Here is a 22,775-nt window from a genome sequence, read left to right as displayed (position 1 = left end):
CTGGTAGGGGATGCCGACTGGGCGTGTCGGCGGGGAGTGGATCGTGGCGCGGTCCGGTGTGTCGGGGTCCTTATCCGCATCTGTCGTCGTTGATGCGTACCGATGATCCCCAGCGGCCGACGGAGTAGCTCTGCAGGTCGGCGATGCGGCCGTTGGGGAGGATACAGGTGTGTGATCCGCCGTAGAGGCTGTTGCGGTAGATCCGGGCGGTGCGGCCGGAGTTGTTGATGACGGAGAACGTGTTGTCGTTGATGGGCTGGTTCTGGAACCGTGCTCCGCCGTCGGAGGCGCGCCGGACGTAGGGCACGCCGCCGTAGTTCGTCTGCGGGTAGATGCAGACCATGCCGGAACCGCAGGCGACCGCCGCCTGGGAGGCGCCCGCTGTACCCAGCACGGTGGTCCCGGCCGCGAGGGCGAGGGTGGCCAGCGTGATGCCCATGGTTCGCTTCATCGAAAAATTCCCCCAGAATTACGCGACTTCATCGACAGGTGGTGTGGCTTTGACTTTCCTCGGGACGGGTAATCCGTGTCAATGAATTCATGGAACTCATGATGAAAGGCTTGTCGTATTGGGAGATTGGTGCCAGGGATGATGAATTCGACGGTGGTCGTTGCGGGATTCCCCCCGCCGACTGGTCGGCACCTGGCTCGCGGCACCGGTCCCGCCGGGGGGCGGGCAACATGGCGCGATTGGCAGGGGTCCCCTGTGGGGTCACGGAGCGCAGACACGGCCTGCGGCCGGTCGGCTGGCGCCGAGCGGCCGGTGCAGCGACGCAGGATGGGGCGTGTCGGCCTGGCCGTTCTGCATCCGAGTGATCAGCAACTCGTCGGCGGAGCATGGCTTGGGAGGCGCGGCGCCCACTGCGGTCGGTGTCAGCAGATCGCGGCGGGAAGGGCTGTGGCGGGGGAGCGAGTCGCTGGGGGCGGGCGTTGAGGAAGACATGACCGGCGTCCAGGAGCGCGCCGACCCTGCGGGGGCGGCTCGTGACCGGGCCGGGCCCGAGCGGTTGGACCGTGAGCCGGCGGAGTGCGGGGGTGTGGCCCCGTCGGGGGCGACCTCATCGGCAGCCCGCGCTCGAGCCCGTATCCCGGGCACAGCCCGCTCCGGGGCGTGGCGACGGCACCGCCCGGTGATGGAACCGATCCGCTGATCTTCTCATCATGATGCACAGCAGGGACGCGCGGTCACCGGACCGCGTGCGAAGTGCCCCGGGGGATCACATGTTCACGTTCAACAGGCGTACCGCGGCTGCCGTACTCACCGCTTCCGTTCTCACCACGGCCGGTCTCGCGGCCGCCGCGACACCGGCCGCCGCCATCCACGGCGGGCAGAACACCACCGTGGTGGACCACCCGTACGCCATGCTCATCGAGACGCCGGACGGCACGCAGTTCTGCGGCGGCACTCTCGTGGCTCCCACCAAGGTGCTCACCGCCGCGCACTGCGTCAAAGACGCCGCCGCGCCCCTCGACCTGCGGATCATAGGCGGGCGCACCGACATGGGCAGCACCAAGGGGACGGTCCGGCACGTCGCCTCGGTCAAGATCCACCCCAAGTTCGCTCAGAACACGCTCACTTACGACGCGGCGGTCATCACCCTCTCCGCGTCCATGCCATACGCCCCGCTGCCAGTGGCAGGGCCCCAGGACACGGCCCTCTACACCTTCGGGAAGACCGCGAAGACCATGGGCTGGGGCAGGACCACCACCGACACCCCGGGAACGCGGCTGAAGTCGGCCGTGCTCACCTTGGCGCCGCTCAAGAGCTGTGAGCCCTTCACCGACCCCAGCGAGTCCAACGCGCAGAAGGTGTGCGGGGTCACCGCCGCCGGCGCCCACGACAGCATCTGCCGCGGTGACTCCGGCGGACCCCTGGTCGCCGGCGGGAAAGTGATCGGTGTCGTCTCCACCGGCAACCAGTACTGCGACGACGACTACCCCGTCTCCGTGTACACCCGAGTCAGCGCGGTCGCCGCCGGACTGGGCCTCCCGGTCGCGTAGCAGGAGCGACCAGCTCCCCGGCCAACGCCGAAGGTTTGTTGTCGCGCGAGTTGATTCCAGGGCCGATGAATTCGGCGGTGGCCATTCGGGGTTCCACCGCCGGCTGGCTGGCACCTGCCGCGCTGCGCCGGTCCCGCTCGTGACCTGCGGCCGGTCAAGGGGGTGCAACCGCACTGTCGCAGGCTGCGTCGGTTGGGCTGCGGTACGGAAGGATGGCGGTCCGGCAGAGACGGAGGCGGGCCGCCATGACTCACATGACCCGTACCTGCACCCGCGACGAGCTCGTCGACGCCGGCTTCGCGAGGGCCGCGACAGCGGTCGCGGCATCGGGAATCCCATCCTCACGAACGGGCCGAGCGGGTGTCCTGTGCTGGGTGTAGTCGCTTTCGAGCCGACGGATGGTGAGGAGGAAGTCGCTGAGCTCCTGGCCGCAGTAGAGCAGAGGGACGTGCTGGTCGCCGCGCTGGAGTGAGGCTCCGTGGCCGATGTCGCCGTGGGGGGCCGGGGTGGCGGCGGTAAAGATCCAGGGCTGGGGCGGAGCCAGGTCGAAGTCGCCGGATGCCGCTGACTCTGCGAGTCGGCGGGGGGAAGGGGAGTCCATGTGTCGGCTAACAGGCCCTCTTCGCGATGAGATGCGCGGCAATAGGGTGGTTCTCGCAACGTCAAGCGAACAAGGCCGGACCGGGACAGCGCGGATCATCTAATGAACTTAGAGGACTTAGTCGGCATTCGGGTTGGCGGGGCGGGAAACCGCAACGAGGAAGAACGCCGAACGTTTGGCGGGTGTGGACGTACGAGAAGTCTGGGAGCGGAACGCGACGTTGGCCGAGGCCTTCTGCCAGGCGGAGGAGCGGGTGGCGATGGCGCAGCGGTCGCTGGACTTTGAGCAGGAGACCCGGGCTCGTTTGCTGGCGGCGATGGCCGTGACGGTCGGTAGCGACGGGGCGGTGGCAGGTTTTCTGGGAGTGGGGGAGCGCTCCGTGCGCTCGGCCCGGCGCACGGTGGGCCGAGCGCAGGGGCGCGAGACGGCCGAGCAGCTTTTCGCCCAGGCATCCGGCGGGAACGGCCCCGGGAGCGCGACTGCAGAAACGATTCAAAGCTACCCGGGCGATGAGCAGCAGGCCGGTCCCTTGCCGCCGCCCGATCTCACTGCGGTGCCGGACGGCATGACGCCGCCGCCGGAGCCCGCGCCCGCGGCTTCCCGGGCGCCGTGGTGGACCTCCTCCATGGACGCGGTCCTGGTCCAGGGCTGGTGGGCTGGGCTGGATCCACAGGTGCTGGCCGATCAGCTCGGTATGGACTTGCGCAGCGTCATGCTGCGTGTGCAGCAGTTGTCCATTCCCGCCGCGCAGGCCCCACCGCCGGCTGCGGCGTACCCCCGCACGGTGGCGGATCAGGACAACGCCGGCCGCCACCGCCGGGCCGGCGAGAGCTGGGGATCGTACGACTGTGAAGCGCAGGTGACCTACCTGCCCCGGCAGCACGCACCGGGTGCCTACAGCGCTTGACCGGCACGCCAACGGCTCTGACCCGGATGAGGTCGGTGCGGGGGAGCCGGACCAGGCCGCGCTGACGTTGTGCCACGGGCCGGTGGTCTTGTTGGTGTCCGACCACGCGAGGTCCGCGATTCGGTTGCTGTCGTCCGCGGGGAGCTTGATCCGCTTCAGTCCGTTCTCCGACCATGCCGCCGTGGTGTAGCGACGGGCGTCGTCGTACCTGGTTTCGTCCTCCAGGCGTCGGCGAGATCCTTCACCAGGTGCTTGGGGACGGCGTCACCCGGCTGGGGCAAGTTGTCGGCCTTCGAGTGACCTGAAGCCTCAACTGCCGTTGGTGAGACGGGCAGCGAGGTTCGGCTGCCGTTCGGCCAACCGTGCGGAGGTTCCGAGGTGTTGCGCATTCCGCAGCCGGTGGATGTGACAGGGCGCGGTGGCGGCCGGCATGAGGAGCATTGCGACAGCGAGAGCTGCTGCCGGTGCCAGGACCGCCCGTGGACCGCGTGCGTCGGCGGGGAGCGGCTGTGCCAATTGTGCGCGACCTGCTGCTCGTGGTGCGGACGGATGCCGGCCAAGCATCTGGAAGGCCTGCCCGGCGGGTTGTGCGCGATCTGCCGCCGGGAGTGCCGGCGTTGCGGCGGTGCCCTGGACCCCGGCTCCGGCCGGCAGATGTGCGCACCGTGCGGCGAACGTCAACGTTCTCCGGGGCGTGACCCGATCGGTTTCGTCCTGCAAGCGGTGCCTGACGCGATGATGCAGGCCCTGGGCCACCGGCTGCCGCGCTCCGTGCCGGAGACCATCCGGGACCAGCTGGCCCACCGTTCGCCGCAGCAGTTGTACGAGCGCATCGAACGCCGTTGGTACAGCCGTTGGTCGCACGCGCTGACGGAGAAAGACGCGGAGGGCCGACGCCGCTGGCATCCGGACGAGGTCGCGGTGTGCCTCGTCCGGGCCGGCTGGTGCCAGGCCGCAGGCTGTGAGGACGGCAGGCTCCTGGACGCCGACTGCTCCTGTCCCGCGTGCAGCCAACCCGAACACCGCTTCACCCCTGGCCAAGGCCGGCCCGCTTCGCCCCAGGTCGCCTCCCGGGCAGCCGCGGACATGCGCCGTGCACTGCTGAGCAGCCCGCTGCGGACCGGCGCGCTGACAGGCACCCGCATCGGCTCGCCGCGCCGGACGTCAGCGGAGCAGCGGGCGTCCATGGACGCGGCGTTGGAGCGGGTACGGGCTCAGAACGCTGATCCGGCCACGCCGCGGTTGCGGGGCGGTGATCCTTTGCCGGAGCCGGGCCCTGAGGACAGCGTGATTCTGGAGGCCCGTGCTGCGCGCCAGGCCGTGGACGACGATCCGGTGTACCGAGCGGCGCGGCAGCGCGCTCGCGCGGAGCGGGCCGGCCGGGTTGGGCGGGAGCGGTGAGCGGCACCCGGTTGCGCCAGGCTCTCCGGCAGCCGGGTTACGACGAGCCGTCAGCGCGGTGCCAGCCGTCCATGGTCTTGGGAGACAGCCGCGTCGCACTGACGACAACAGCTGCATCTGGGCGAACATGCGCTTGAGTCCAGCGCGCCGGGTGCGGCCCAGCGGCCTGGTCGATAATGCTTTCGGCCAACGCCGGTTCTGGCGACACGCCGCGACATGATCAGGGGTTTCATGTCCACGGAGGGGAACAAGAGGCTGGCAGCGACCTCTGAAACGTTCACCAGGCACCATGGCAGCGGCCTGACCTGCGTGGTCAATCGTCGATGTGACGAATCGGGCAGCGGTCAACCTTCGGAGAGAACGATCAACCTTCGCCGCGACAGGACAACCACCCGTGCGGCGGCCGGCCTGAAGCCTCGCCGGGGGTGTAACGCGACTCCGCGTTACACGGTTGCCAGGCGCTGGTTCGGCAAGACCGGCCCAAGCCCACCTGAACACCGTTCCAGCCGTTCCGTGCCCCCAGTTACCGAGTCCGTGCCGCGCCTGCCCCGGGCGGGCCACCAACCCGGGAGGAACCCCGGGTACATCGCCCACTGGTGCGGCGGCAGGCCGCGGCCGATGAGCGGCGGATACCGGTTGGGTACGGGCTGCTCGCCCCGGCCCGCCCGCGTCTCACCGGACAGCGGACGCGCCGCCGATGGCGCGGGGGAGTGGACTCGCGGAGCAGGCAGGTTCAACTCGCCTGGCCTGGAGGCTGGTTCGTGATCCGGCCGTTGGGGAGGCTCCCGAAGTCGGCCGCGGGGGCGGTGCTGTGGGATGACCAGGCCAGCCCGGTCCGGGACATGTCAGACCCGACTCGTAGGGTTCACGTAAGCCGTCGCCTTCGGGGCGGCGGCGCTTGCCTTTTCCCCACGAGGAGATGTACGTGCTGAACCGTAAAACGGTGCTGCTGCGCGCGGCCGTGCCCGTCGCTGTCCTGGCGCTGACCCTGAGTGCCTGCGGCGGATCCGACTCCGGCACCGCCGACAAGGCCGACGCCGGCAAGAGCAAGAGCGAGCCCCAGAAGGCTGAGGCTCCGAGCAAGGAGCTCCAGGCCGGCGAAGACGCCACGAGCGCCTTCAAGGAGGATGACGGGAAGATCACCTACTCCGTCCTCGCGCAGAAGGTCGACGTGGGCACCGAGGCCGAGACCAAAAAGCTCGTGAACGACCCCGCGGACGCCAAGGGACTCGTCCCGGTGGTGGCTTACGTGAAGTACACGAACAAGGCCGGCGGTGTCGTCAGCAAGTACCCGGGCGTCGGCGACAACGTCGAGATCTACGCCGACGGCACCCGCGGGTCGGTGCTCATCGGCGCCGCGGACGACGCGCCCGGCTGCGAGAGCGACAACGACATCGAGAACTGGAAGAAGGGCCAGAGCCACATCATCTGCGAGACCTACATGGTCCCGAAGGCGACGAAGGAACTGGCGGTCCACTGGGCGGCCAACGATGACGACGAGGACCCCTACATCTGGAAGTTCAAGGCAGCCTGATTCCTTTTTAAGCACTCCGCTGGTTCCGGATGGGATCACTGTGGTGTGTGAAGACTCTGGTGAGTCGGGCGGGTAGCCCGGACCGGCTGAACGCCGCCGGCCGGCCGGGCGCGACCGTGTCCCTGCCCGAGCGTGGGGAGTGGACACGGTCGCGGGCCGTAGCTTTCGGATACGGGCCGGCGCTGCCCGAGCCGCGCATCCCAGCAGCCGTCGCAGCACCAGGGATGCGTCCCGGTCCGGTAGGCGGAGGCTGCGGTGTCGGGGCCGCCCGCCTACGGCGCGGTTCACGCGGCGAACGGTCCGCCGGTGCCGAAGGCCAGGGCGGCGAAGCGTTCGCCGATGCGGCGGTGTGTGACGGGGTCCGGATGGAGCTGGTCGGGCAGCGGCAGCTCCGCGAAGTCCGCTTCGCCGTAGAGGTCGCGGCCGTCGAGGTAGTGGAGGTTCGGGTCGTCGGCTGCCCGCTGCCTCACAACGCGGGCCAGTTCGTCCCGGATGACGTTGAGCGTCAGCTTCCCGCCGGCCGGTTCGGCGGTGTCTCCCGCGGCCCGGAATTGGACCTTCCCCGCGCTGAGGTTATTGAAGTCCGGGGCGCTGGGGCCGGGAGTGTCCTCGTGGATGGGACACAGGATGGGCGAGACGACCAGCAGCGGAGTAGTGGGATGCCCCTCTCGGATGGTGTCGAGGAAGCCGTGCACCGCGGGAGTGAAGGCGCGTAGACGCATCAGGTCGGTGTTGACCAGGTTGATGCCGATCTTGAGGCTGATCAGGTCCGCAGGGGTGTCCCGCAGCGCGCGGGCGGTGAACGCATCGAGCAGGGCGCTGCCGCCCAGACCGAGATTGGTCAGCTCCGCACCGCCGAGAGAGGCGGCCAGCGCCGGCCAGGTCGTGGTGGGGCTTGCGGCGTCGGAGCCCTGGCTGATCGAACTGCCGTGGTGCAGCCACACACTGCGGCCCTCTGTCGGCAGGGCCTCGACGGGGGCGCCGTGCGCAGGGCGACCAACTGGGTGATCTCGTTGTAGGGCAGCCAGATCTCGATGTCCTTCACCCGGTCGGGCAGACCGGGGAACCGGACGGTGCCGACCGGGCCTGGACGGGTTTCCGCAGACCCGGTGGCCAGGTCCACCATCAGGACGTTGCCGCCGGTCACACTGGCTTGCCGGGTCAGGCTGCGGTCGACGAGCAGGTCGTACAACCCGTCCGGACGCGGCGGAGCGCCCCGGTAGGCCATCTTGGTACGGAGTGTGTCCAGCTCGATGGCGGTGGCTCGGGTACGGAAGACGAGCCGTACGCCGGAGGGCTGGGTCTCCGCCATGGCCAGCTGCCCGTCGGCGCACTGCGCGCGGGCCCGGGCCGGCAGCCGGTGCGGTAGCACCCCGTGCTCGGTGCGCTCCAAGTCGAGTGCGCCGCGCAGGAGGTCAGCGGTGACGGGTGTGGTGATCCAGTCCGTTGCCCGGGGAGTAGTTGCCCGGGGAGTAACGGAGGAGCCAGGGACGGGGTCGTGCCGAGGGTTCATGATCTCAGCCTGTCACCGGATACCTGATCCGCACATGTTTTTCCGGCCCACCGCCCGCGTATTTGATGCCGACGGCCGCCGTCACCCGGCGATCAGCGGGCGAGCCCCCAGCGGATCGGCGCCCTGTCGCTGTCCGACCGGGACTTCGACGGTCCGCGGCTGCTGGGCTGCACGGATGCACCGCGCGGGTCTACCGTAGAAGCATGCGCAGAAAAGAGCGTGATACGGCAACGCAGGCCGAGCACGTCTGCCCAGCTTGCGACCACCCCGTGACGACGGTGATCAAGCGGCACAAGACGCTGGGTATCTTCGTGCCCGCATGGGTCGCTGGTCCCTGCCACAACCCCGACTGCCGGGAGCACGTTCCGGATGTGGCCGAGCGGCCGGACGCCGACGAACCGGGACGGTAAATCAGGCCACGACAGCCCGTGGCCGGGGCTGACGGCGACTCTGCCGGTGGGTCCTGTCTTGCCTGCTCAGACGGCCCTTTCGGCCTCAACCACGCTGGGCGCGACAGACAGTCCCATGCCAGGGCCTGTCCCGGGACGTGATCCGTGGGTTGTCCGGGGCCCACGCGGACGCGGAGGCCGGACCATCTCCAGCTCAAGGACGTCCGGGTGCGGGGCTGCAGGGTACGACAACGTCCCTGGACACTCCGCGGCACTGGCACCGGACTGTCACCGGCATCGGTACCGGACTTTCATGGATTGGCCCCGGCGCCGTCGCCGAGATCCGACTTGGCTCCGCCGCTGGCCCGTGGGTGGAGAGTGCTCAGACGCCCGTCCGGCCGTCGATGCGCTCGCGGAGGAGGTCCGCGTGGCCGCAGTGGCGGGCGTATTCGGTGATCATGTGGGTGTAGATCCAGCGCAGGGTGACCTGCCCGCCCATAAAAGGGCTGGTGTCCTCAAGCGTGTGCGCAGCGCAGTTCTTACGGGCATGGTCCATCTCGGCCTGCCAGATCGGAAGCGACTTCCCGTAGGTGGCTCCTTCGTCGAGGTCGAACCCACCGTCGGTGGCCTCGGGGTCGGCATCGGGGGTGAAGATCGGCGGGGCGTCCTCCTGCGCCAGGACGCGGCGGAACCAGTTCCTTTCGACCTCCGCCATGTGCTGGACGAGGCCGAGCAGCGTGATGGGTGAGGGCGCCGCGGATGTCTCGCGGAGTTGGTCCTCCTCCAGGCTGTCGCATTTCTGAGCGAGGGTGCTGCGGTAGAAGTCGAGCCAGCTTTCCAGGGAGGTCCGCTCATCGGCGTTCAAGGGGGGCATGGCGCGTTCGGGAGTGCTCATGGTCGTCAGCGTGGCAGGGGGGTCTGACAATGCGCTCGTGACAGGCTGTACGGGGTGCTCGCGGACACCGCCGATTCGCGGCAGCAGAACGCCACGGAACTGTGCGGCCGATGACGACGTCCTATATCTCAACGGACTGCGCAGAGCCTTTCCTGGGGCCGTTGGCAGGTGGCCCTGGGCACGTTGAAGTCGGCCGATGAGGTGGGAGAAGGCACACTGATGGCAACCACCGCTCCCAACCTGCAGCCAGACAGGACGCAAGACCGTATCGCCGCGATGATGACGACACTGCAAGCTGACTTGGCTCGTTCCGATTCCAAAGCGAGCCTGCTGCTGGCCCTGGCCGGAGCCGGACTTGTGGCGGTGGGTTCGACAGCCTCGAAACTCCATCCGACCGTTCCAGCTGCCGTGGCCGCGTCTCTCGGCGCCGCTGCGCTGCTGGCCGCGACCTTGATCCTGTTACTCGCCGTCCGTCCGAACCTTCGAGGCAGCGGCTGGACGAGCTGGCCCCAGTCGAGCTCCGATCAACTGCGCGATTGGCTGACATCTGGCTACCAAGTGGACCATCTGAGGTTTATGGCAGCACTGGCCATGCGGAAGTTCCGACTGATCCGGGTTGCAGTTGACTGCATGCTCGCGGGGCTCGGCCTGCTGGCGCTCGCAGCTGTCCTCGTCGTCACGGTCTGAGCTTGCCGTCTTGGGAGCCCGTCTTCTCCACCCATGAACAGCCACCGACTCAAGAACCGGGTCACCGCCATGGCATCCAACCCGGCGTGACACAGGGGCATGTGAACATCCTCAGTCCCCGAAGCCTTGGGCGAGGTCGCTTCCGTGCTGCTGCTCGGCACCGGGCGCCCTGGAGGCGATCCGTGCGAGCCGCCGGCTCCTGTGACTCGGGCCCGCGCAGCGCGCACCTCCGGATCCGGGACGTCGTTGGGCAGGTGACGAACGCAGGCAGCATACGGAGGGCGGCGCAGATGGGCCGGAAGAAGCTGGGCAAACCTCGTCGGACCCGGGCCGCCGCAACCTACACGTTGCGGCAGTTGCGTCCGCCGGGCGCGCTGTACGACGAATGGGTCGAGGTGCAGCGCGGCTTCGACGCCTCTTATGCGCTCGCCGACGACCGCCTGGATGAGGCATCGCGGGATCTCATGGTGAGGCTCGCCAGGCTCGGTCCCCGCTACGGCCGTCAGGTGCCGCTGGCGGCCTTGAGCTTGGACATGGCGATCGAGATCGGCAAAGTCGCTCTGACCACAGGCGATGATCAAGGAATGATCCTACCGCTGGCGGAGCTCGGCGCCCGGTTCGGTCTGCCTGCTGCGTCCGAGGACGTGCGGGCGGGCCTGCACGAGCTCCACGCCGCAGGTGCGTTGCTGGTGGAGGAACACGAAGATGTGCTGATGCTGCGGTGTGTGGTCGGCCGTCCTGACCGGCCCGGGGGCCGCTGGATCATGGATGGCGATCCGGACGCGGCGGCCGTGCCGGGCGTGTGCATCCCGCACCAGGCCCGGGACGAACTGCCGCCGGACCAGTTCGGCGCCTTCGCGTACATGCAAGCCCAGCGGGCGAAGCGGCAGGAGCCGGACCCTGAGGAGTACGGCGCGTTCGACGGCGTCAACGGCTCCGACCACGCCCGGCAGTTGTTCGCCGCGATCCGGGCGACGGGATGGCTGGATCGCAAGGACTGTGAGACCTGCCCCGCGGCCCGCCTGTGCACCCGGCCCGCAGACTCCTCCTGACGACCGAGGCCGAGGTATCACCGCAGAACAACGAGCCGGGATATCTGCCGGCACGGGCCGTGTTCGCACGGCGCTGCACGCACGCGGGTGGCGCGATCGGTCGAACCCTGCGGGCGATGGAGCGACAGGACGGGTTGCGGTCGCGTGGTGCGAAGGGAGGTTGCGGCCCTGTTCCCCATGACCAGAGCCGTGGTGCCAGCCGGCCGTGAGGCGGCCCGCAGTCGTACCGGCCCTTCTGCCGAGTGGAGACAGCGACGGTCCTCAGAGGGGCATGGGCAGGGGTGCGGACGGGGCGCACGCTCACCGGGCTGCCGGATGGGACGGCCTCGCCCAGCCGTCCCATCTAACCTCGGTCGGCGGCTCAGCCCTTGTCGACCTTGATGACAACCGTGCTGCACACCTTGTCGGCGAAGGTTTGCTTCTTGGCGTCCCACAGCGGCCACAGCCAGCCGAGGTAGCAGGCCATAGTGTCCAGGGCATGCGCGAGCTTGCGCACGAACGCCATGCCGAAGCCGAGCGTGCTGCCGTCGGCCTCCCGGCGCAGGCTGATGCCGAGGACCTTCTTGCCGGTCGTCTGACCGGTCTTGCCCTCCTTGTAGAGCTGGAAGATGGCCATGCCGAGGCAGTAGACCAGGCCGACCAGGAAGAGGGGCCCGGGGGCGGCGTTCGCCGGGTCGTCGCTGTTGGCGAGGTCGATGATCCCCAGCGCGTACATCGGACCCGCGATGATCAGCCCGTCGAGCAGGTTCGCCCCGGCGCGCTGCCCCCAGTGGGCCAGCGGCGGTAGCCCTGCCCCCGGTATGCCGGCCATTCCGGCCGACGGGTACGCCCCGTACGGCTGTTGCGCGTGCTGCGGGTAGCCGTACTGCGGGGGCACGTCCTGCGGCGCCTGTTGCGGATAACCGGGCTGGCCCTGCGAAGGCTGCTGGCTGTAGGGGTTGTTAGGGTCGCCGAAGCTCATGGCGCAGTCTCTCCAGGCATAAAATGGGGACGAAGCGACCTGAGTGGAGGGCTATTTCGCGGCACGAGCGGTTGGCCCCCCGCACAGTCGCGATCTTGCGCGTTCATCGTGTTCGTAACTTGACTGCATGTCCAATCCGATCAGCAGTCCGCATCTGAAGATTCACGTCGAGCCGCCACAGCAGCGAGCTCACACCGCTCCGGGCGGGCATCGGACCGGGGATGAGACAGGAGCGGACGGGACGACTACGGTCCCACCGATTCAATGTCACGTGGGGTGTTCGACCAGTTGTCCGCGCAGTACGGCATGCCGGTCCTCGACCTGCTGTCCGGCCCCACGCACAGCCCAGCTTCGATCCCCGCATGCTCGCCCACCGTATGTTCGGCGGCGCCAACGCGGCGCTCGGGCTGCTGTTCTTCGCCATGACCGCCGCCAGCCTCTACGGCGCGTTTTATCTGCAAGGCGCACGCGGCTTCTCACCGCTGGAGGCGGGCTTGGCCTTTTCCCCGGCGGCGTTCGGCTCGATCGTGGGGGCGCCGCTCGGCGTCCGTCTGGTCCGCCGCTGGTCGCTACGCGCCGTTACCGCGACGGCGCAGACCACGGCGGGACTGGCCATGGGCTCCCTCGCGTTCTTCGGGCTGCACACCCCACTCGTCTGGAACGAGATCGTCTATTTGGTCCAGGGCCTCTCGATCGGCATGGTGATCGGCCCAGTGACGGCAGCACTGATGAGTACCCTGCCGCTGGAACGGGCCGGCGCCGGATCGGCCGTCACCAACACCGTGCGACAGACCGGCAGCCTGCTCGGGATCGCGGTAGGCGGCACGGTCATGTCGATCGCGTACCGGCGCGGGATCGAAGCCTCGCTGCACGATGTGCCCGGCCCAGTACAGGACCAGGCACGGGTCTCCGCGGAACAGGCCCGGCATGCCGCCACCGCGATCCACCAGCCCGCCCTGGCGCACGCCGCCGATGACGCGTTCATCCACGCCATGCACGTCAGCGCGGTCTGGACCATGTTGATCGCACTCTCCGGAGCAGTCCTGCTGGCGACCGCCTTACGTCCTACTCGAAAGCCCACAGAGCCAGGGGAACCGACGATGGATAACGCGCCGATCTCGGAGAGAAGTCAGGGCTCGCAGAGTATTAACCTGCAGTCTTGATCTCTGTCGGATGAGCGTTGTCCGCCGCGCTCGCGAGGTTGTAGAGGTCGTCCAGGGCGGCGAGTTGGTGCTCGGCTGGCTGGCTGGCATGTTCCATCGTTGCCAGGGTCCGACTCCGGCCACCGAGTCCCTGTCAGCCGCGCTCAAGGCGACCCTGACCCCCGAGACCCGCGCACGGGCGACCGCCGTGGGTCGGCGCGATCCGCACCGACGGGGCGACGGTGGCCGCGAAGCTGCTTCTCGACGCGGTCATCCGAGAAAGGCCGCCCGCGTCCGCGTGAACCACGCCGGATCGTCGAGCCAGGGAAGGTGCCCGGCGCCGGGCTGCACCGCCAACTCGGCATGCTCGAAGAGACCGGCATGCTCGGCGGCATTCCGCGGCGGCAGCCCGACGTCGTACTCACCGGCGAGCAACAGCACCGGCTTCCGAGGTCATTCTGCTAGGAGTCCTATGCTGGCCGGGCCTGTCACGTGCGCGTAGATCCTGGCCGCAGGTTTTGTTGTGGCCCCGGGCATTGACCTGGGCCTTGACTGTGGAGCGAGTGACGGGAATCGAATGAGCTGCCTGAACTCCGCTCCTTCATCAATGGCATCCGCCGCGACCAAGCCGCAGTGACCGCAGGGTTGTCCACCACCTGGAGTTCCGGTCAGGTCGAGGGTCAGGTCACACGCGTCAAATTGCTCAAACGGATGGGATTTGGTCGTGCCAACCTCGACCTGCTCCGCGAACGCATCGTCCTCGCTGCCTGACCGCCCCCGATCACAAGATCGTCGACAGAGCCGGGTCTTCATCACCCCCGACCTCGGGTTATCCGACCAGGTCCGGTACGCCGTGGGCGGCGACGCACTGGTGCGGACCGGAGACGCCCGAGGCGAGGTGGAACACCCCGAACTCGCGGGCGGGAAGGAGATGCTGACCGCGCTCGGCGGCTCCTTCGGCGGCATCGCCACCATGACCGCGGTCTTCGTCGTCATGGGCACCGTCGCCCTCGCCATCGGCCAGCGGAGCCGGGAGATCGCCTTGCTGCGGGCGATCGGCGCGACCCCCCGGCAGATCCGCCGCACCGTGGCCACCGAAGCGGTGATGATCGCCCCGCTCGCCGGGGCGGCCGGCATCCTGCCGGGACTGGCGCTCGCCCACTGGTGGTTCGACCAGTTGGTCGTCCGTGGCGCGGTGCCCGCCGGACTGAAGCTGTCCACCGGGTGGACCCCGATGGTCAGCGCGGTCGGCGCGGGTCTGCTCGCGTCACTGCTCGCCGGCTACCTGGCCGCCCGCCGCCCCTCCAAGGCCCGGCCCAGCCAGGCACTCGGTGAGGCGGCGGTGGAACAGCGGCGCCCGGGGATCGTCCGTATGGCGTTCGGCACGGTCGCGCTTGTCGGGGGGATCGTTATGGCGTCGCTCGCCGCCCATGCCACCGGGGCGGACGCGGCCAACTTCGCGCTGGGGGTCGTGATGCTCTTCATGGTTGCCGTCGCCCTGTTCGGACCGCTCGTCGCCTGGCTCGCCGCGACCGTTTTGGGACTGCCGCTGCACGCGGGCGGCGGGGCACCGGGGGTGCTCGCCGCCACCAACACCCGGGCCAACTCCCGCAGGCTGGCCTCCGCGATCACTCCGATCGTGCTGGTCATCGCCTTCTGCGGCACTTTGGTCTTCATGCAGAGCACATCACGCACGCGTCCGCGGAGCAGGTCCGCGACGGTGTCGTCGCCGACCAGATCGTCAGCGGCACCGGTGCGGGACTGCCCGCCGGCACCGCCGCCCAGGCGGCACGGGTGCCGGGCGTGGACGCGGCCGTCGGGGTGCTGCGTACCAGCGTGCTCTACAAGGCGGCCGATACGTTCGCCTCCGCGAGCACGCTGGGGATCTCCGGCGATCCGGCTGATCTGGCCAAGGTGCTCGACCTCGGCGTCAAGGACGGCGCGCTGGCCGGACTGGCCGGGAACGACACCGTCGCCGTGGACACGCTGCTCGCCGACGTCGTCCAGGCGTCGGTCGGTGACCGCGTCGAGCTGCTGCTCGGTGACGGCACCACAGTGCGCCCCCGGGTCGTCGCCACCTACGACCGCGGCCTGGGACTCGGCCAGGTTTTGCTGCCGCGCGCGGCGGTCACCGGACATGTGCCGGCCGCATACGACAGCCAGATGCTCGTCCGCGACACGCGGAGCGCCGATCGGGCCGCCGTGGCGAGCGCGCTCCAGCGGCTCGACGCGCCGGGCGTCACGGTCACCGACCGGGCCGGCTACGGCGCGCAGGTCGACAAGGACCTGGAGCTCAGCGCCTGGGCCAACGGTGTGATGGCCATGGTCCTCGGCGGGTTCGCCGCCGTCGCGGCGGCCAACACCCTGGTCATGACGGTCCTCGACCGGCGCCGCGAGGTCGCGCTGCTGCGGCTGGCGGGCACCACCCGCCGCCAGGTCCTCGGCATGATGCGCTGGGAGGCGCTGCTCGTCGGCACCGCGGGCATCGGGATCGGCGCGGCCATCGCCTGGGCGACCCTCACCCCGATCGCCCGCGGTCTGACCGGCGGCGCCCCGTACGTACCGCCCGGCGTCGCCGCCGCGATCGCAGCCGGTGTGCTCCTCCTGGGCCTGGCCGCCACCGGCCTCCCGGCCCGCGTCCTGCTCCGCACGCGCCCGATGGAGGCAGGTGCCGCCCGCGAATAGCGCGCGGCGGGGATCGCACGCAACGCGACGGGGCAGGCGCTCTTCGCTATTACCCCGGGATACGGGGACGACCTGCGGTTCATCCACGACGCCACAGCTGGGGACGGCATCGGCGGGCCAAGCGCTCCGGGTATGCGCCGGCGGGCCTCGGAAGCTCCTCGACGGCACTCAGCCTTCGGCCGCCTCCGACCGCGTGACCGGCGCATCGTACGACTTGTGGCAGGAACTGTCCGCCCCTGCTCCCCGCACCCCGCAGCGGCCCCCTGTCGGACTTCGTGCAGCGTTGGGAGACAGATCCGGATGCCTACCCGGATGACCGATGGGGAGACAAGGTGCTGGCCGCCTACCGCGAACAACTCCTGATCCGGGTGGCAGCGGGGCGGTGAGCTCGGGGTGGTCGCTGCGGGAGGCGGACTGCAGCAGGTCGCGGCGGCGACGAGTTGGGCGGTTCGTCCGGCCGTGGTGTCGCGGGCGGGGAATTCCGTCCGGATGCATGCTGCGGTGGTGGGGGCCGGCAGGGAGTACGCGTACAGCAGGGTGCCGTCGTAGCCGGCCGGTGCCAGGCCGAAGCCTTCGAAGTCGAGCAGGGTCGGCTCGCTGGTGGTGAGGTTGCCGAAGTGAAGATCTGTGGCAAAGTCTGTGCGTGTTGCGTCTTGCTCTGCGAGTCAGCCTCAGCGCCCCGTGTCGGCAGCGGTGTTCGATCACCGAACGCGCATCTCGCAGATCGCGCCCTCGCGTGATCGCTCACAGGTCGCGCCCGGCTCCACACATTCTCGTTCTCCTAGGTGTTCTGAATCGCGTTCACCAGTCCAGCAGCAAGGTTCGCCCGCTCGGCCATGGCTTCGAGCACCAGGTACTCGTGGTCGGCGTGGGCACCGCCCCCGACTGCTCCAAGGCCATCAAGTGTCGGCACCCCTAGTGCGGCCGTGAAGTTGCCGTCGCTCCCGCCGCCGACTGCCTTGCCTTCGAGGTCAGGAAGCAGCTGCTTTGCCATGGCAAAGAGCTCGGCCGACGCCGACTCAGGCATCGGGGGTCGGCTGACAGCTCCCTGAACCGCGATCTCCGCCTCAGCGAGATGCGGAGCCAGTGCTGCGAACGCAGATTCGATTCGTTCTTTCTCGCCGGCCGACTCGACCCGGACGTCGACGATGACGGTCGCCTCTGCGGGAACGACGTTGTCCAGGGTTCCTGCGGACGCGACGGTCGGGGTAACAGTCGTGCCAATATCGGGTCGACCAAGCGCTGCGATATCCAGTACCTGGTGTGATGCTTCGATCAGGGCGTTGACCCCGGCTGCGGGCTCAAGGCCTGCGTGCGACGCCCGGCCCGCGATAGAGACTTGGAAGGTGCCGCAGCCTTTACGGCCGGTCTTCAGGGCTCCGCCATCAGCGGCGCCCTCGAACACAAGTACAGTGCCGCAAGCGAGGGCTCGTTCTTCGATGAGAGCTCGAGAGGAGCGGGAGCCGACCTCTTCGTCGGCGGTCACCAGGATCTCGACGCCTGACCGGTCATCCAGCATTGCCAGACCATGAACGGCCTGTACCAAACCGCCAAGCATGTCAAAGACCCCGGGGCCGGTTGCATGCCCGTCTTCGACCATGAACGGGCGGCGTTCAAGGGTGCCGAGCGGAAACACCGTGTCATGGTGACCGAGGATCAGTACTTTGGGATCGCCGCCGGCTGACCAGTGGACGTGCGGCCCGCCTTCGCTCTCAACGAGGATGGCCTGCCCGCCAAGGCGGCTCTCGATGACAGCGGCGACAGCCTTGGCCGATGCGCTCAAGGAGTCGAGATCGCGCGACGGAGACTCGATCTCGACGAGTGTCCTGAGGTCCTCAATCATCGCGTCGACACTCACACGGACGGTCTTGTGCATCGTCATGTTGCAAAGGTAGCTGGCACTCCGTGGCGGAAAGGACTGCCCCCGACGTTCCGCCGGGGTGTGGTCGCGGTCGCCTGCAGCGGACGGCACGCGGGCGCCTGGCCAATGGGGCGACGCCCGGTGGTTGATCCCGGTGCTGGATCAGATTCGAGTACCCCGGCCCGGAGGCGGACACCCACGCACTCGGCCCGACCACCTCGGGGGTGACAAAGCCTATTCGTCGCGCCGCAGCCGGTGTTGCCTGCGTCGGCGGCAGATCAGGCACACGATCCCGGAGCCGAAGGACCAGCGGGCCGACCGCAAGCGCCGTGGCGACAAGGGTGGCCGTCCGACCAGCTTCGACAAGACGATCTACCGTCGTCGCAACGAAGTCGAGCGGACGATCAACCGGCTCAAGATTTTCCGAGCGGTCGCGGCCCGCTGTGACGACAGGGCCTACGTCTTTACGGGGCGGTCAGCGTCGCCGCGATCCGGCTGTGACTCCGGCCGTGATCGGTCCGGGGTCAGTCTTCTGTCCGGGATGAGTGTGATGCGGGCCGCCAGGCTGCGGGCCAGGCGACCTCGCGAGTGACAGCCCCGGGCACGTCCAGGCTGACCCGGGCGCGTTCGACATACTGCCGCCGCGCATCCCTGAACTCCTGGTATGCCTGCTCCCAGTTCTGCTCGACTTCGGTCGGTACGCCCCGCGCAAGGTGTTCCAGACGCCAGAGACAGTGGTTCAGCGGCTTCGACGCGGTGTTCGTCTCGGTGTCTCCCAGGAGCCCGCACGTCGCGGACAAGGCAGACCGGCGGGCTTCCCACTCGGCGAGCTCAGCGAGGACCTCGTCCGTGAGCTCCAGGGGCGCAGGGCCGGTGACCAACCCGCGTGCCGCAGCGATGCGCTGATAGCGGGCGGCGAGTTCCTTGACGGCAGCGATGTACCCGGCGTAGGCAGTCAGCCGGCGCTCGTCCCACCGGACGGACTGCTGTCTTTGCCACCTTGTCCGCTCGTTCAGGCTCCCCACCAGGAACGATGTGACAGCGCCGAGCACGACGCCGACGAGCGGAAGTATCTGGCCGGTCAGACTCATCAAGGACCCTCAATCAAGTAGCGGAGCTACTACCCAATCCTCCCTGCGCGGGGAGCACTACAACCCTGGACAGGTCGTCGACGAGGAGAAGGGACCATCCCCACGTGCGTGGGGAGCACCCTTGTGGGCTTGGCCGCGGCCTCCGGGGCGGCGGCGTCGATGGCCGGGCCCATCTCCCACGTGCGGCCGGGGCCGCGGTCGGCGGGGGTGCGGACTTCGAGCTCGGCGCGGAGTTGGGGGACGAGCATGAATCGCGGGGTGTGGTACATCGGGGCGACCTTGCCGCCGCGGGTGCGGCAGGTGCTTCCGGCGGGGACGGAACAAGTGGGGCAGTCGAACTGTTCGGCGGCGACGGCCGGTTCGGCGAGCTCTGGCATGTCGCAGAACCTATCGCGAGAGGCATTGTGCGAAAGCTGTTTTGCGAGAGGTTATGAGAACGAAGATCAGGGGCAAACCGGATGCGGTCCGGCGAGAGTCCGTGGTCTCTCAGCTTGTTCTTTATCTACCGGTCTCGAACGACGCCTCGAACTGGGTCGCTCACCTGGGGATTCGCCGGACGTGGAGGCGGCCTTCGTCTGATCATGTGCTCCGACCAAGGTGCACGTGACCAAGACGAAGACCGTGAGGGTGAGTCTGCTGCCTGATGCTGTCCGGAGGGAAGCGTTCGCGGAGGCGTCACGCTTCCGGGGCGAGTTCTACGCGTGTCTGACCGCGCGGCGCGATGAACTGTTCGAGCTGTCCGACGCGGTGTTGTGCGCGGACGGGGCGGTGAAGTCTCCGGTGGACTTGACACTGTCGCCTGAGCATCGTCGTGGGCACGGAGCGATGTACGGCGGCTTGAACCATGGCCGGATCGACATGGACCGGCTGCGGACCGTGCTGGCCGGGCTGTCGCTGCCCCGCTTCGACGGCGGGCGGCTGGTGCTGGCGGTCGATGTGTCGCCGTGGTTGCGTTCGGACGCGCCGTGCTCGGCGGAGCGGCTGTTCTGCCACGTCTACGGTCGCGCGAAGACGGCCTCGCAGTTCATTCCGGGCTGGCCCTACTCCTTCGTTGCCGTGCTGGAGCCGGGCGCCACCTCCTGGACCGCGATCCTGGACGCGGTGCGGCTCACACCGGTGGACGACGCGACCGCTGTCACCGCCGTCCAGTTGCGAGGAGTCGTCGAGCGGCTCATCGCCGCCGGTCAGTGGCAGGCCGGGGACCCGGACATCGTGATCGTCAGCGATGCCGGCTACGACGTCACCCGCCTGGCCTGGGTCCTGCGAGACCTGCCCGTCGAGCTGGTCGGCCGGGTCCGCTCCGACCGCGTGATGCGCCTGCCGAAGCCGCCGAGGACGCACGGCGTCAACGGCCGGCCGCCCAAGCACGGGCCGGAGTTCCGCTTCACCAAGCCGGAGACCTGGCCCGAGCCCGCGATCACCACGGCCACCGACACCAGCAACTACGGCAAGGCCGAAACCCAGGCATGGGACCGGGTCCACCCTCGGCTCACCCACCGCTCGGCATGGCTCGACCACGAGGGCGAACTTCCCTTGGTGGAAGGCACGTTGATCCGGCTGAAGGTCGAGTTCCTGTCGAAGGAACGGGATGCTCCGCCGGTATGGTCGTGGTCTTCGAAGACCGGCGCCGCCCCCAACGATGTGGACCGTTGCCGGCAGGCGTTTCTACGCCGCTTCGATCTGGAGCACACCTTCCGCTTCGCGAAACAGACCCTCGGCTGGACCACCCCGAAACTTCGCACGCCCGAGGCCGCGGACCGCTGGACCTGGCTCCTGATCGTCGCCCACACTCAGCTCCGGCTCGCCCGTCCCCTCGCCGATGACCTCCGCCGCCCGTGGGAGAAGCCCGCTGCCTCCGGCCGGCTCACCCCGGCCCGGGTCCGCCGGGGGTTCAGGAACATCCGCTCACCTCGCCTGCCCGACCCGTGTTCCCCAACCCACAGGCACCGGCCCCGGACGTCCACCCGGCGCCAAGAACAAGCACCGGGTACCTCGCTACGACGTCGGCAAAGACCCTGTTGCCCATTCGGCTATGCAGTGAGGGTGAGTTCGAGTCGGGCGAGGTGGCTGGTGTGGCGGCGGTCGAGTGGTCGGCCGTTCCACCAGGCGCTCAGGCGGATGAGGTTGAGGGCGACGGCGCTGTAGACGTGTTCGAGCTCGCGACCGTGTACCGATACATACGTGAGGTGATCGACGTCCTGGCCACCGCCGCGCCGACCCTGACCGAGGCGATGAAGACCGTACGGGAGAAAGCCTTTGTCATCCTGGACGGTACCCTGCTGCCGATCGACCGAATCGCCGCCGACGCCCCCGTACTACTCGGGGAAACACAAACGCCACGGCATGAACATCCAGGTCCTCACCGACCCGTTCGGCCGACTGCTGTGGGCCTCGCCGGCATTGCCCGGCTCGACCCAAGACCTGACCGCCGCCCGGCACCACGGCATCATCGACGCGCTCGCCGAGGCCGACGTAAAGTGCTGGGCGGACAAGGCTTACCAGGGTGCCGGCCGCCCCGTCCGGGTGCCGTTCAGGGGCCGTCGACTCAAACGCTGGAAGCGGCGACACAACAGCACCCACGCCAAGATCCGCTGTCTCGGCGAACAGGCCATGGCCACTCTCAAGGGCTGGCGCCTCCTGCGGAAGCTCCGCTGCAGCACCAACCGAATCACCGACATCGTGAAGGCTGTCGTCGTCCTTCACCACGCCTCAACCTGAGGTTGGAAAAGGCTCAATGTCGGCCCACACGGAAGATTTCAGTGCGCGAGCGCGGAACGCTTCAGCGCCCGACGCCGACCTCATGAGCAAGGCCGGCCTCGTCATGGACGCCCAGATGATCCGCGAACCCGACGAGAGCGAGAAGCCCCGGCAAGGCTTCTTCCTCGCCCACAAGCCCAAGGCAGCGTGACAAATTTCCTCAGGTTGAGCGAGACAGACGAACGCTCGGTGTCTCGCTCAACTTGAGGCACCCCAGGTCACAGCGCCTCCCTGCACGACGCGGATCAGCGCGCGATGGAACGTGCGATGCGGAACCCTACGTCGTCGACCTGGAAGCTCGGGTGGCTGCGGCGCCGTGCGGAGGCCCGGCAACTCCAGTGCTCGTCGAACCAGCCACCGCCACGTAGCACCCGGTAGGTGTCGTAGACCTCGGCGTCGTAGACGTCCCAACACCAGTCCCAGACGTTGCCGAGCATGTCGTGAAGACCCCACGGGTTGGGCCGCTTGCCTCCCACGTCGTGAATGCGCTCGTGCGAGTTGACGCGGTACCAGGCGATCTCGTCGAGCGGCCCGTAATGCGGTCCGGTCGTACCGGCACGGCAGGCGTGCTCCCACTCGGCTTCGGTCGGAAGCCGGTACCCGTCAGCGGACGCGTCCCATTCGATGCCTTCGCCGTCGGCCTGGAGATCGTAGGCGGGCGCGCACCCGTCGCGTTGGGACAGAGCGTTGCAGAACCGGACCGCATCCCACCAGGACACGCCCTCGACAGGCAACTCGTCCCCCTGAGCGGTGCTCGGCCGCTGGCCGGTGATCTGTTCGTACAGCGCCTGGGTGACCGGGAACGCCGCGAGCTGGTAGGGCGCAAGCTCGACCGACCAGCTGCGCTGCGTCCGCCGGTCCGACAGCGTTACCGGCCCCGGCGGGATGGCGATCATCTCGTTTCCTGCGCTCGCATCCATGATCAGGTGAGCCTACCGCGCCTGTGCGGAGACAGACCAGATCGACTGAACCGTTCCGGGTTTGATGCAATGCCGCGTAGTTAAGGCGGATCGGCGCAGGTCAAGGGGCTTGGTGCGGGGCAGTTGCTCGGGGCTGCATAGCGACCGCGTGCGGGTTTGGCGAGCAGACCGCGGCGGGCCCAGGTGGCGAGTTGAACGCTGAAGCTGTTGATATTGATGATCTCGAGCGTCCGTGCCAGTTCGCTCGGGGTGAAGGAGCGATCTGGTTCGGATCGCAGCAGTGCGAAGACGCGGTCGACGCGGGAGCCAGGACTCATGATCCTTGCTCGGGCGGCTCGGGACGGTTCGGGGCGGGGCACGGTTCCCGGCTTCTCGACG

At 68.7% G+C, this 22,775-nt stretch carries 20 protein-coding genes and 5 pseudogenes; 14 read left to right on the top strand and 11 right to left on the bottom strand.

From position 1 onward, the window contains the following. Positions 1-70: 70 nt before the first annotated feature. On the bottom strand, positions 71-451 hold the full coding sequence (locus tag QMK28_RS03355) for a peptidase inhibitor family I36 protein (protein ID WP_326435444.1): 381 nt from the start codon (positions 449-451) through the stop codon (positions 71-73). 770 nt (positions 452-1,221) lie between these two features. Between QMK28_RS03355 and QMK28_RS03350 the strand changes: the two genes are divergently transcribed. Next, positions 1,222-2,001 carry a S1 family peptidase gene (locus QMK28_RS03350; protein WP_326435443.1) on the top strand — a complete coding sequence of 260 codons (780 nt, stop codon included), beginning with the start codon at positions 1,222-1,224 and terminating at the stop codon, positions 1,999-2,001. A gap of 250 nt (positions 2,002-2,251) precedes the next feature. On the opposite strand, the gene QMK28_RS03345 is transcribed toward QMK28_RS03350, so the two are convergent. After that, on the bottom strand, positions 2,252-2,602 hold the full coding sequence (locus tag QMK28_RS03345) for a hypothetical protein (RefSeq protein WP_326435442.1): 351 nt from the start codon (positions 2,600-2,602) through the stop codon (positions 2,252-2,254). 184 nt (positions 2,603-2,786) lie between these two features. Here QMK28_RS03345 and QMK28_RS03340 point away from each other — a divergent pair, with 184 nt between their 5' ends. From QMK28_RS03340 to QMK28_RS03330, 3 genes are all read left to right on the top strand, one after another. Continuing rightward, positions 2,787-3,509, top strand: coding sequence for a hypothetical protein (locus tag QMK28_RS03340; RefSeq protein WP_326435441.1), 723 nt, complete (start codon positions 2,787-2,789; stop codon positions 3,507-3,509). A 723-nt stretch (positions 3,510-4,232) separates the two neighbouring features. Next, positions 4,233-4,910, top strand: coding sequence for a hypothetical protein (locus tag QMK28_RS03335; protein ID WP_326435440.1), 678 nt, complete (start codon positions 4,233-4,235; stop codon positions 4,908-4,910). Between the two features lie 925 nt (positions 4,911-5,835). Then, positions 5,836-6,444, top strand: a complete 609-nt coding sequence (locus tag QMK28_RS03330) for a hypothetical protein (protein ID WP_326435439.1) — start codon at positions 5,836-5,838, stop codon at positions 6,442-6,444. Between the two features lie 284 nt (positions 6,445-6,728). Here QMK28_RS03330 and QMK28_RS03325 read toward each other — a convergent pair. Next, positions 6,729-7,957, bottom strand: a pseudogene (locus QMK28_RS03325) (GDSL-type esterase/lipase family protein). 203 nt (positions 7,958-8,160) lie between these two features. On the opposite strand from QMK28_RS03325, the gene QMK28_RS03320 reads away from it, so the two are divergent. Next, the gene (locus tag QMK28_RS03320) at positions 8,161-8,367 is read left to right on the top strand and encodes a hypothetical protein (protein ID WP_326435438.1); all 207 of its coding nucleotides are present in this window, start codon (positions 8,161-8,163) and stop codon (positions 8,365-8,367) included. Positions 8,368-8,728: 361 nt separating this feature from the next. Here the strand turns inward: QMK28_RS03320 and QMK28_RS03315 are convergent, their stop codons facing one another. Next, positions 8,729-9,241, bottom strand: a complete 513-nt coding sequence (locus QMK28_RS03315) for a DinB family protein (RefSeq protein WP_326435437.1) — start codon at positions 9,239-9,241, stop codon at positions 8,729-8,731. A gap of 219 nt (positions 9,242-9,460) precedes the next feature. Between QMK28_RS03315 and QMK28_RS03310 the strand changes: the two genes are divergently transcribed. Further along, entirely contained in the window at positions 9,461-9,928 is a 468-nt protein-coding gene (locus QMK28_RS03310; protein WP_326435436.1) for a Pycsar system effector family protein, read from the top strand. 290 nt (positions 9,929-10,218) lie between these two features. Continuing rightward, positions 10,219-10,980, top strand: a complete 762-nt coding sequence (locus QMK28_RS03305) for a hypothetical protein (protein WP_326435435.1) — start codon at positions 10,219-10,221, stop codon at positions 10,978-10,980. Between the two features lie 361 nt (positions 10,981-11,341). Here QMK28_RS03305 and QMK28_RS03300 read toward each other — a convergent pair whose 3' ends face one another. Beyond that, positions 11,342-11,941 (bottom strand): RDD family protein, encoded by a 600-nt coding sequence (locus tag QMK28_RS03300; protein WP_326435434.1) that lies wholly within the window; start codon positions 11,939-11,941, stop codon positions 11,342-11,344. 362 nt (positions 11,942-12,303) lie between these two features. Here QMK28_RS03300 and QMK28_RS03295 point away from each other — a divergent pair, with 362 nt between their 5' ends. Beyond that, complete coding sequence (locus QMK28_RS03295) at positions 12,304-13,104, top strand: MFS transporter (protein WP_326435433.1); 801 nt, start codon at positions 12,304-12,306, stop codon at positions 13,102-13,104. Positions 13,105-13,353: 249 nt separating this feature from the next. Here QMK28_RS03295 and QMK28_RS03290 read toward each other — a convergent pair whose 3' ends face one another. Beyond that, positions 13,354-13,524, bottom strand: coding sequence for an alpha/beta fold hydrolase (locus QMK28_RS03290; protein WP_326435432.1), 171 nt, complete (start codon positions 13,522-13,524; stop codon positions 13,354-13,356). A gap of 141 nt (positions 13,525-13,665) precedes the next feature. On the opposite strand from QMK28_RS03290, the gene QMK28_RS03285 reads away from it, so the two are divergent. After that, positions 13,666-13,854, top strand: coding sequence for a transposase (locus QMK28_RS03285; RefSeq protein WP_443050527.1), 189 nt, complete (start codon positions 13,666-13,668; stop codon positions 13,852-13,854). Positions 13,855-14,014: 160 nt separating this feature from the next. Next, positions 14,015-14,335, top strand: a pseudogene (locus QMK28_RS03280) (FtsX-like permease family protein); the annotation flags it as partial. A 29-nt stretch (positions 14,336-14,364) separates the two neighbouring features. On the opposite strand, the gene QMK28_RS03275 reads toward QMK28_RS03280, so the two are convergent. Continuing rightward, positions 14,365-14,760 carry a hypothetical protein gene (locus tag QMK28_RS03275; RefSeq protein WP_326435431.1) on the bottom strand — a complete coding sequence of 132 codons (396 nt, stop codon included), beginning with the start codon at positions 14,758-14,760 and terminating at the stop codon, positions 14,365-14,367. A gap of 126 nt (positions 14,761-14,886) precedes the next feature. Between QMK28_RS03275 and QMK28_RS03270 the strand changes: the two genes are divergently transcribed. Beyond that, on the top strand, positions 14,887-15,768 hold the full coding sequence (locus QMK28_RS03270) for an ABC transporter permease (RefSeq protein WP_326435430.1): 882 nt from the start codon (positions 14,887-14,889) through the stop codon (positions 15,766-15,768). A gap of 781 nt (positions 15,769-16,549) precedes the next feature. On the opposite strand, the gene QMK28_RS03265 is transcribed toward QMK28_RS03270, so the two are convergent. Further along, entirely contained in the window at positions 16,550-17,650 is a 1,101-nt protein-coding gene (locus QMK28_RS03265) for a M20 family metallopeptidase (RefSeq protein ID WP_326435429.1), read from the bottom strand. A gap of 22 nt (positions 17,651-17,672) precedes the next feature. Here QMK28_RS03265 and QMK28_RS03260 point away from each other — a divergent pair. After that, positions 17,673-18,130 (top strand): annotated as a pseudogene (locus QMK28_RS03260) (transposase); the annotation flags it as partial. A gap of 23 nt (positions 18,131-18,153) precedes the next feature. Here the strand turns inward: QMK28_RS03260 and QMK28_RS03255 are convergent. Together QMK28_RS03255 and QMK28_RS34145 are read right to left on the bottom strand one after the other, a co-directional pair. After that, on the bottom strand, positions 18,154-18,720 hold the full coding sequence (locus tag QMK28_RS03255) for a hypothetical protein (RefSeq protein ID WP_326435428.1): 567 nt from the start codon (positions 18,718-18,720) through the stop codon (positions 18,154-18,156). Between the two features lie 29 nt (positions 18,721-18,749). Further along, positions 18,750-19,097, bottom strand: a complete 348-nt coding sequence (locus tag QMK28_RS34145) for a zinc finger domain-containing protein (protein ID WP_443050520.1) — start codon at positions 19,095-19,097, stop codon at positions 18,750-18,752. Between the two features lie 250 nt (positions 19,098-19,347). On the opposite strand from QMK28_RS34145, the pseudogene QMK28_RS03250 reads away from it, so the two are divergent. Beyond that, a pseudogene (locus QMK28_RS03250) lies at positions 19,348-20,761 on the top strand (NF041680 family putative transposase). A gap of 118 nt (positions 20,762-20,879) precedes the next feature. Further along, positions 20,880-21,438: pseudogene (locus QMK28_RS03245) on the top strand (transposase family protein); the annotation flags it as partial. 284 nt (positions 21,439-21,722) lie between these two features. Here the strand turns inward: QMK28_RS03245 and QMK28_RS03240 are convergent. Then, on the bottom strand, positions 21,723-22,397 hold the full coding sequence (locus QMK28_RS03240) for a formylglycine-generating enzyme family protein (RefSeq protein WP_326435427.1): 675 nt from the start codon (positions 22,395-22,397) through the stop codon (positions 21,723-21,725). Positions 22,398-22,775 lie beyond the last annotated feature (378 nt).

The sequence above is a fragment of the Streptomyces sp. H27-D2 genome (genome assembly GCF_035828615.1).
In the GTDB taxonomy this organism is placed as follows: Bacteria; Actinomycetota; Actinomycetes; order Streptomycetales; family Streptomycetaceae; genus Streptomyces.
This window is presented reverse-complemented; position numbering and strand designations above follow the sequence as displayed.

Coding starts and splice junctions, on each gene's coding strand:
- QMK28_RS03355 (WP_326435444.1), bottom strand. CDS start 451: ATGAAGCGAACCATGGGCATCACGCTGGCCACCCTCGCCCTCGCGGCC.
- QMK28_RS03350 (WP_326435443.1), top strand. CDS start 1,222: ATGTTCACGTTCAACAGGCGTACCGCGGCTGCCGTACTCACCGCTTCC.
- QMK28_RS03345 (WP_326435442.1), bottom strand. CDS start 2,602: ATGGACTCCCCTTCCCCCCGCCGACTCGCAGAGTCAGCGGCATCCGGC.
- QMK28_RS03320 (WP_326435438.1), top strand. CDS start 8,161: ATGCGCAGAAAAGAGCGTGATACGGCAACGCAGGCCGAGCACGTCTGC.
- QMK28_RS03315 (WP_326435437.1), bottom strand. CDS start 9,241: ATGAGCACTCCCGAACGCGCCATGCCCCCCTTGAACGCCGATGAGCGG.
- QMK28_RS03310 (WP_326435436.1), top strand. CDS start 9,461: ATGGCAACCACCGCTCCCAACCTGCAGCCAGACAGGACGCAAGACCGT.
- QMK28_RS03305 (WP_326435435.1), top strand. CDS start 10,219: ATGGGCCGGAAGAAGCTGGGCAAACCTCGTCGGACCCGGGCCGCCGCA.
- QMK28_RS03300 (WP_326435434.1), bottom strand. CDS start 11,941: ATGAGCTTCGGCGACCCTAACAACCCCTACAGCCAGCAGCCTTCGCAG.
- QMK28_RS03295 (WP_326435433.1), top strand. CDS start 12,304: ATGCTCGCCCACCGTATGTTCGGCGGCGCCAACGCGGCGCTCGGGCTG.
- QMK28_RS03275 (WP_326435431.1), bottom strand. CDS start 14,760: ATGAAGACCAAAGTGCCGCAGAAGGCGATGACCAGCACGATCGGAGTG.
- QMK28_RS03265 (WP_326435429.1), bottom strand. CDS start 17,650: ATGACGATGCACAAGACCGTCCGTGTGAGTGTCGACGCGATGATTGAG.
- QMK28_RS03255 (WP_326435428.1), bottom strand. CDS start 18,720: ATGAGTCTGACCGGCCAGATACTTCCGCTCGTCGGCGTCGTGCTCGGC.
- QMK28_RS34145 (WP_443050520.1), bottom strand. CDS start 19,097: ATGCCAGAGCTCGCCGAACCGGCCGTCGCCGCCGAACAGTTCGACTGC.
- QMK28_RS03240 (WP_326435427.1), bottom strand. CDS start 22,397: ATGGATGCGAGCGCAGGAAACGAGATGATCGCCATCCCGCCGGGGCCG.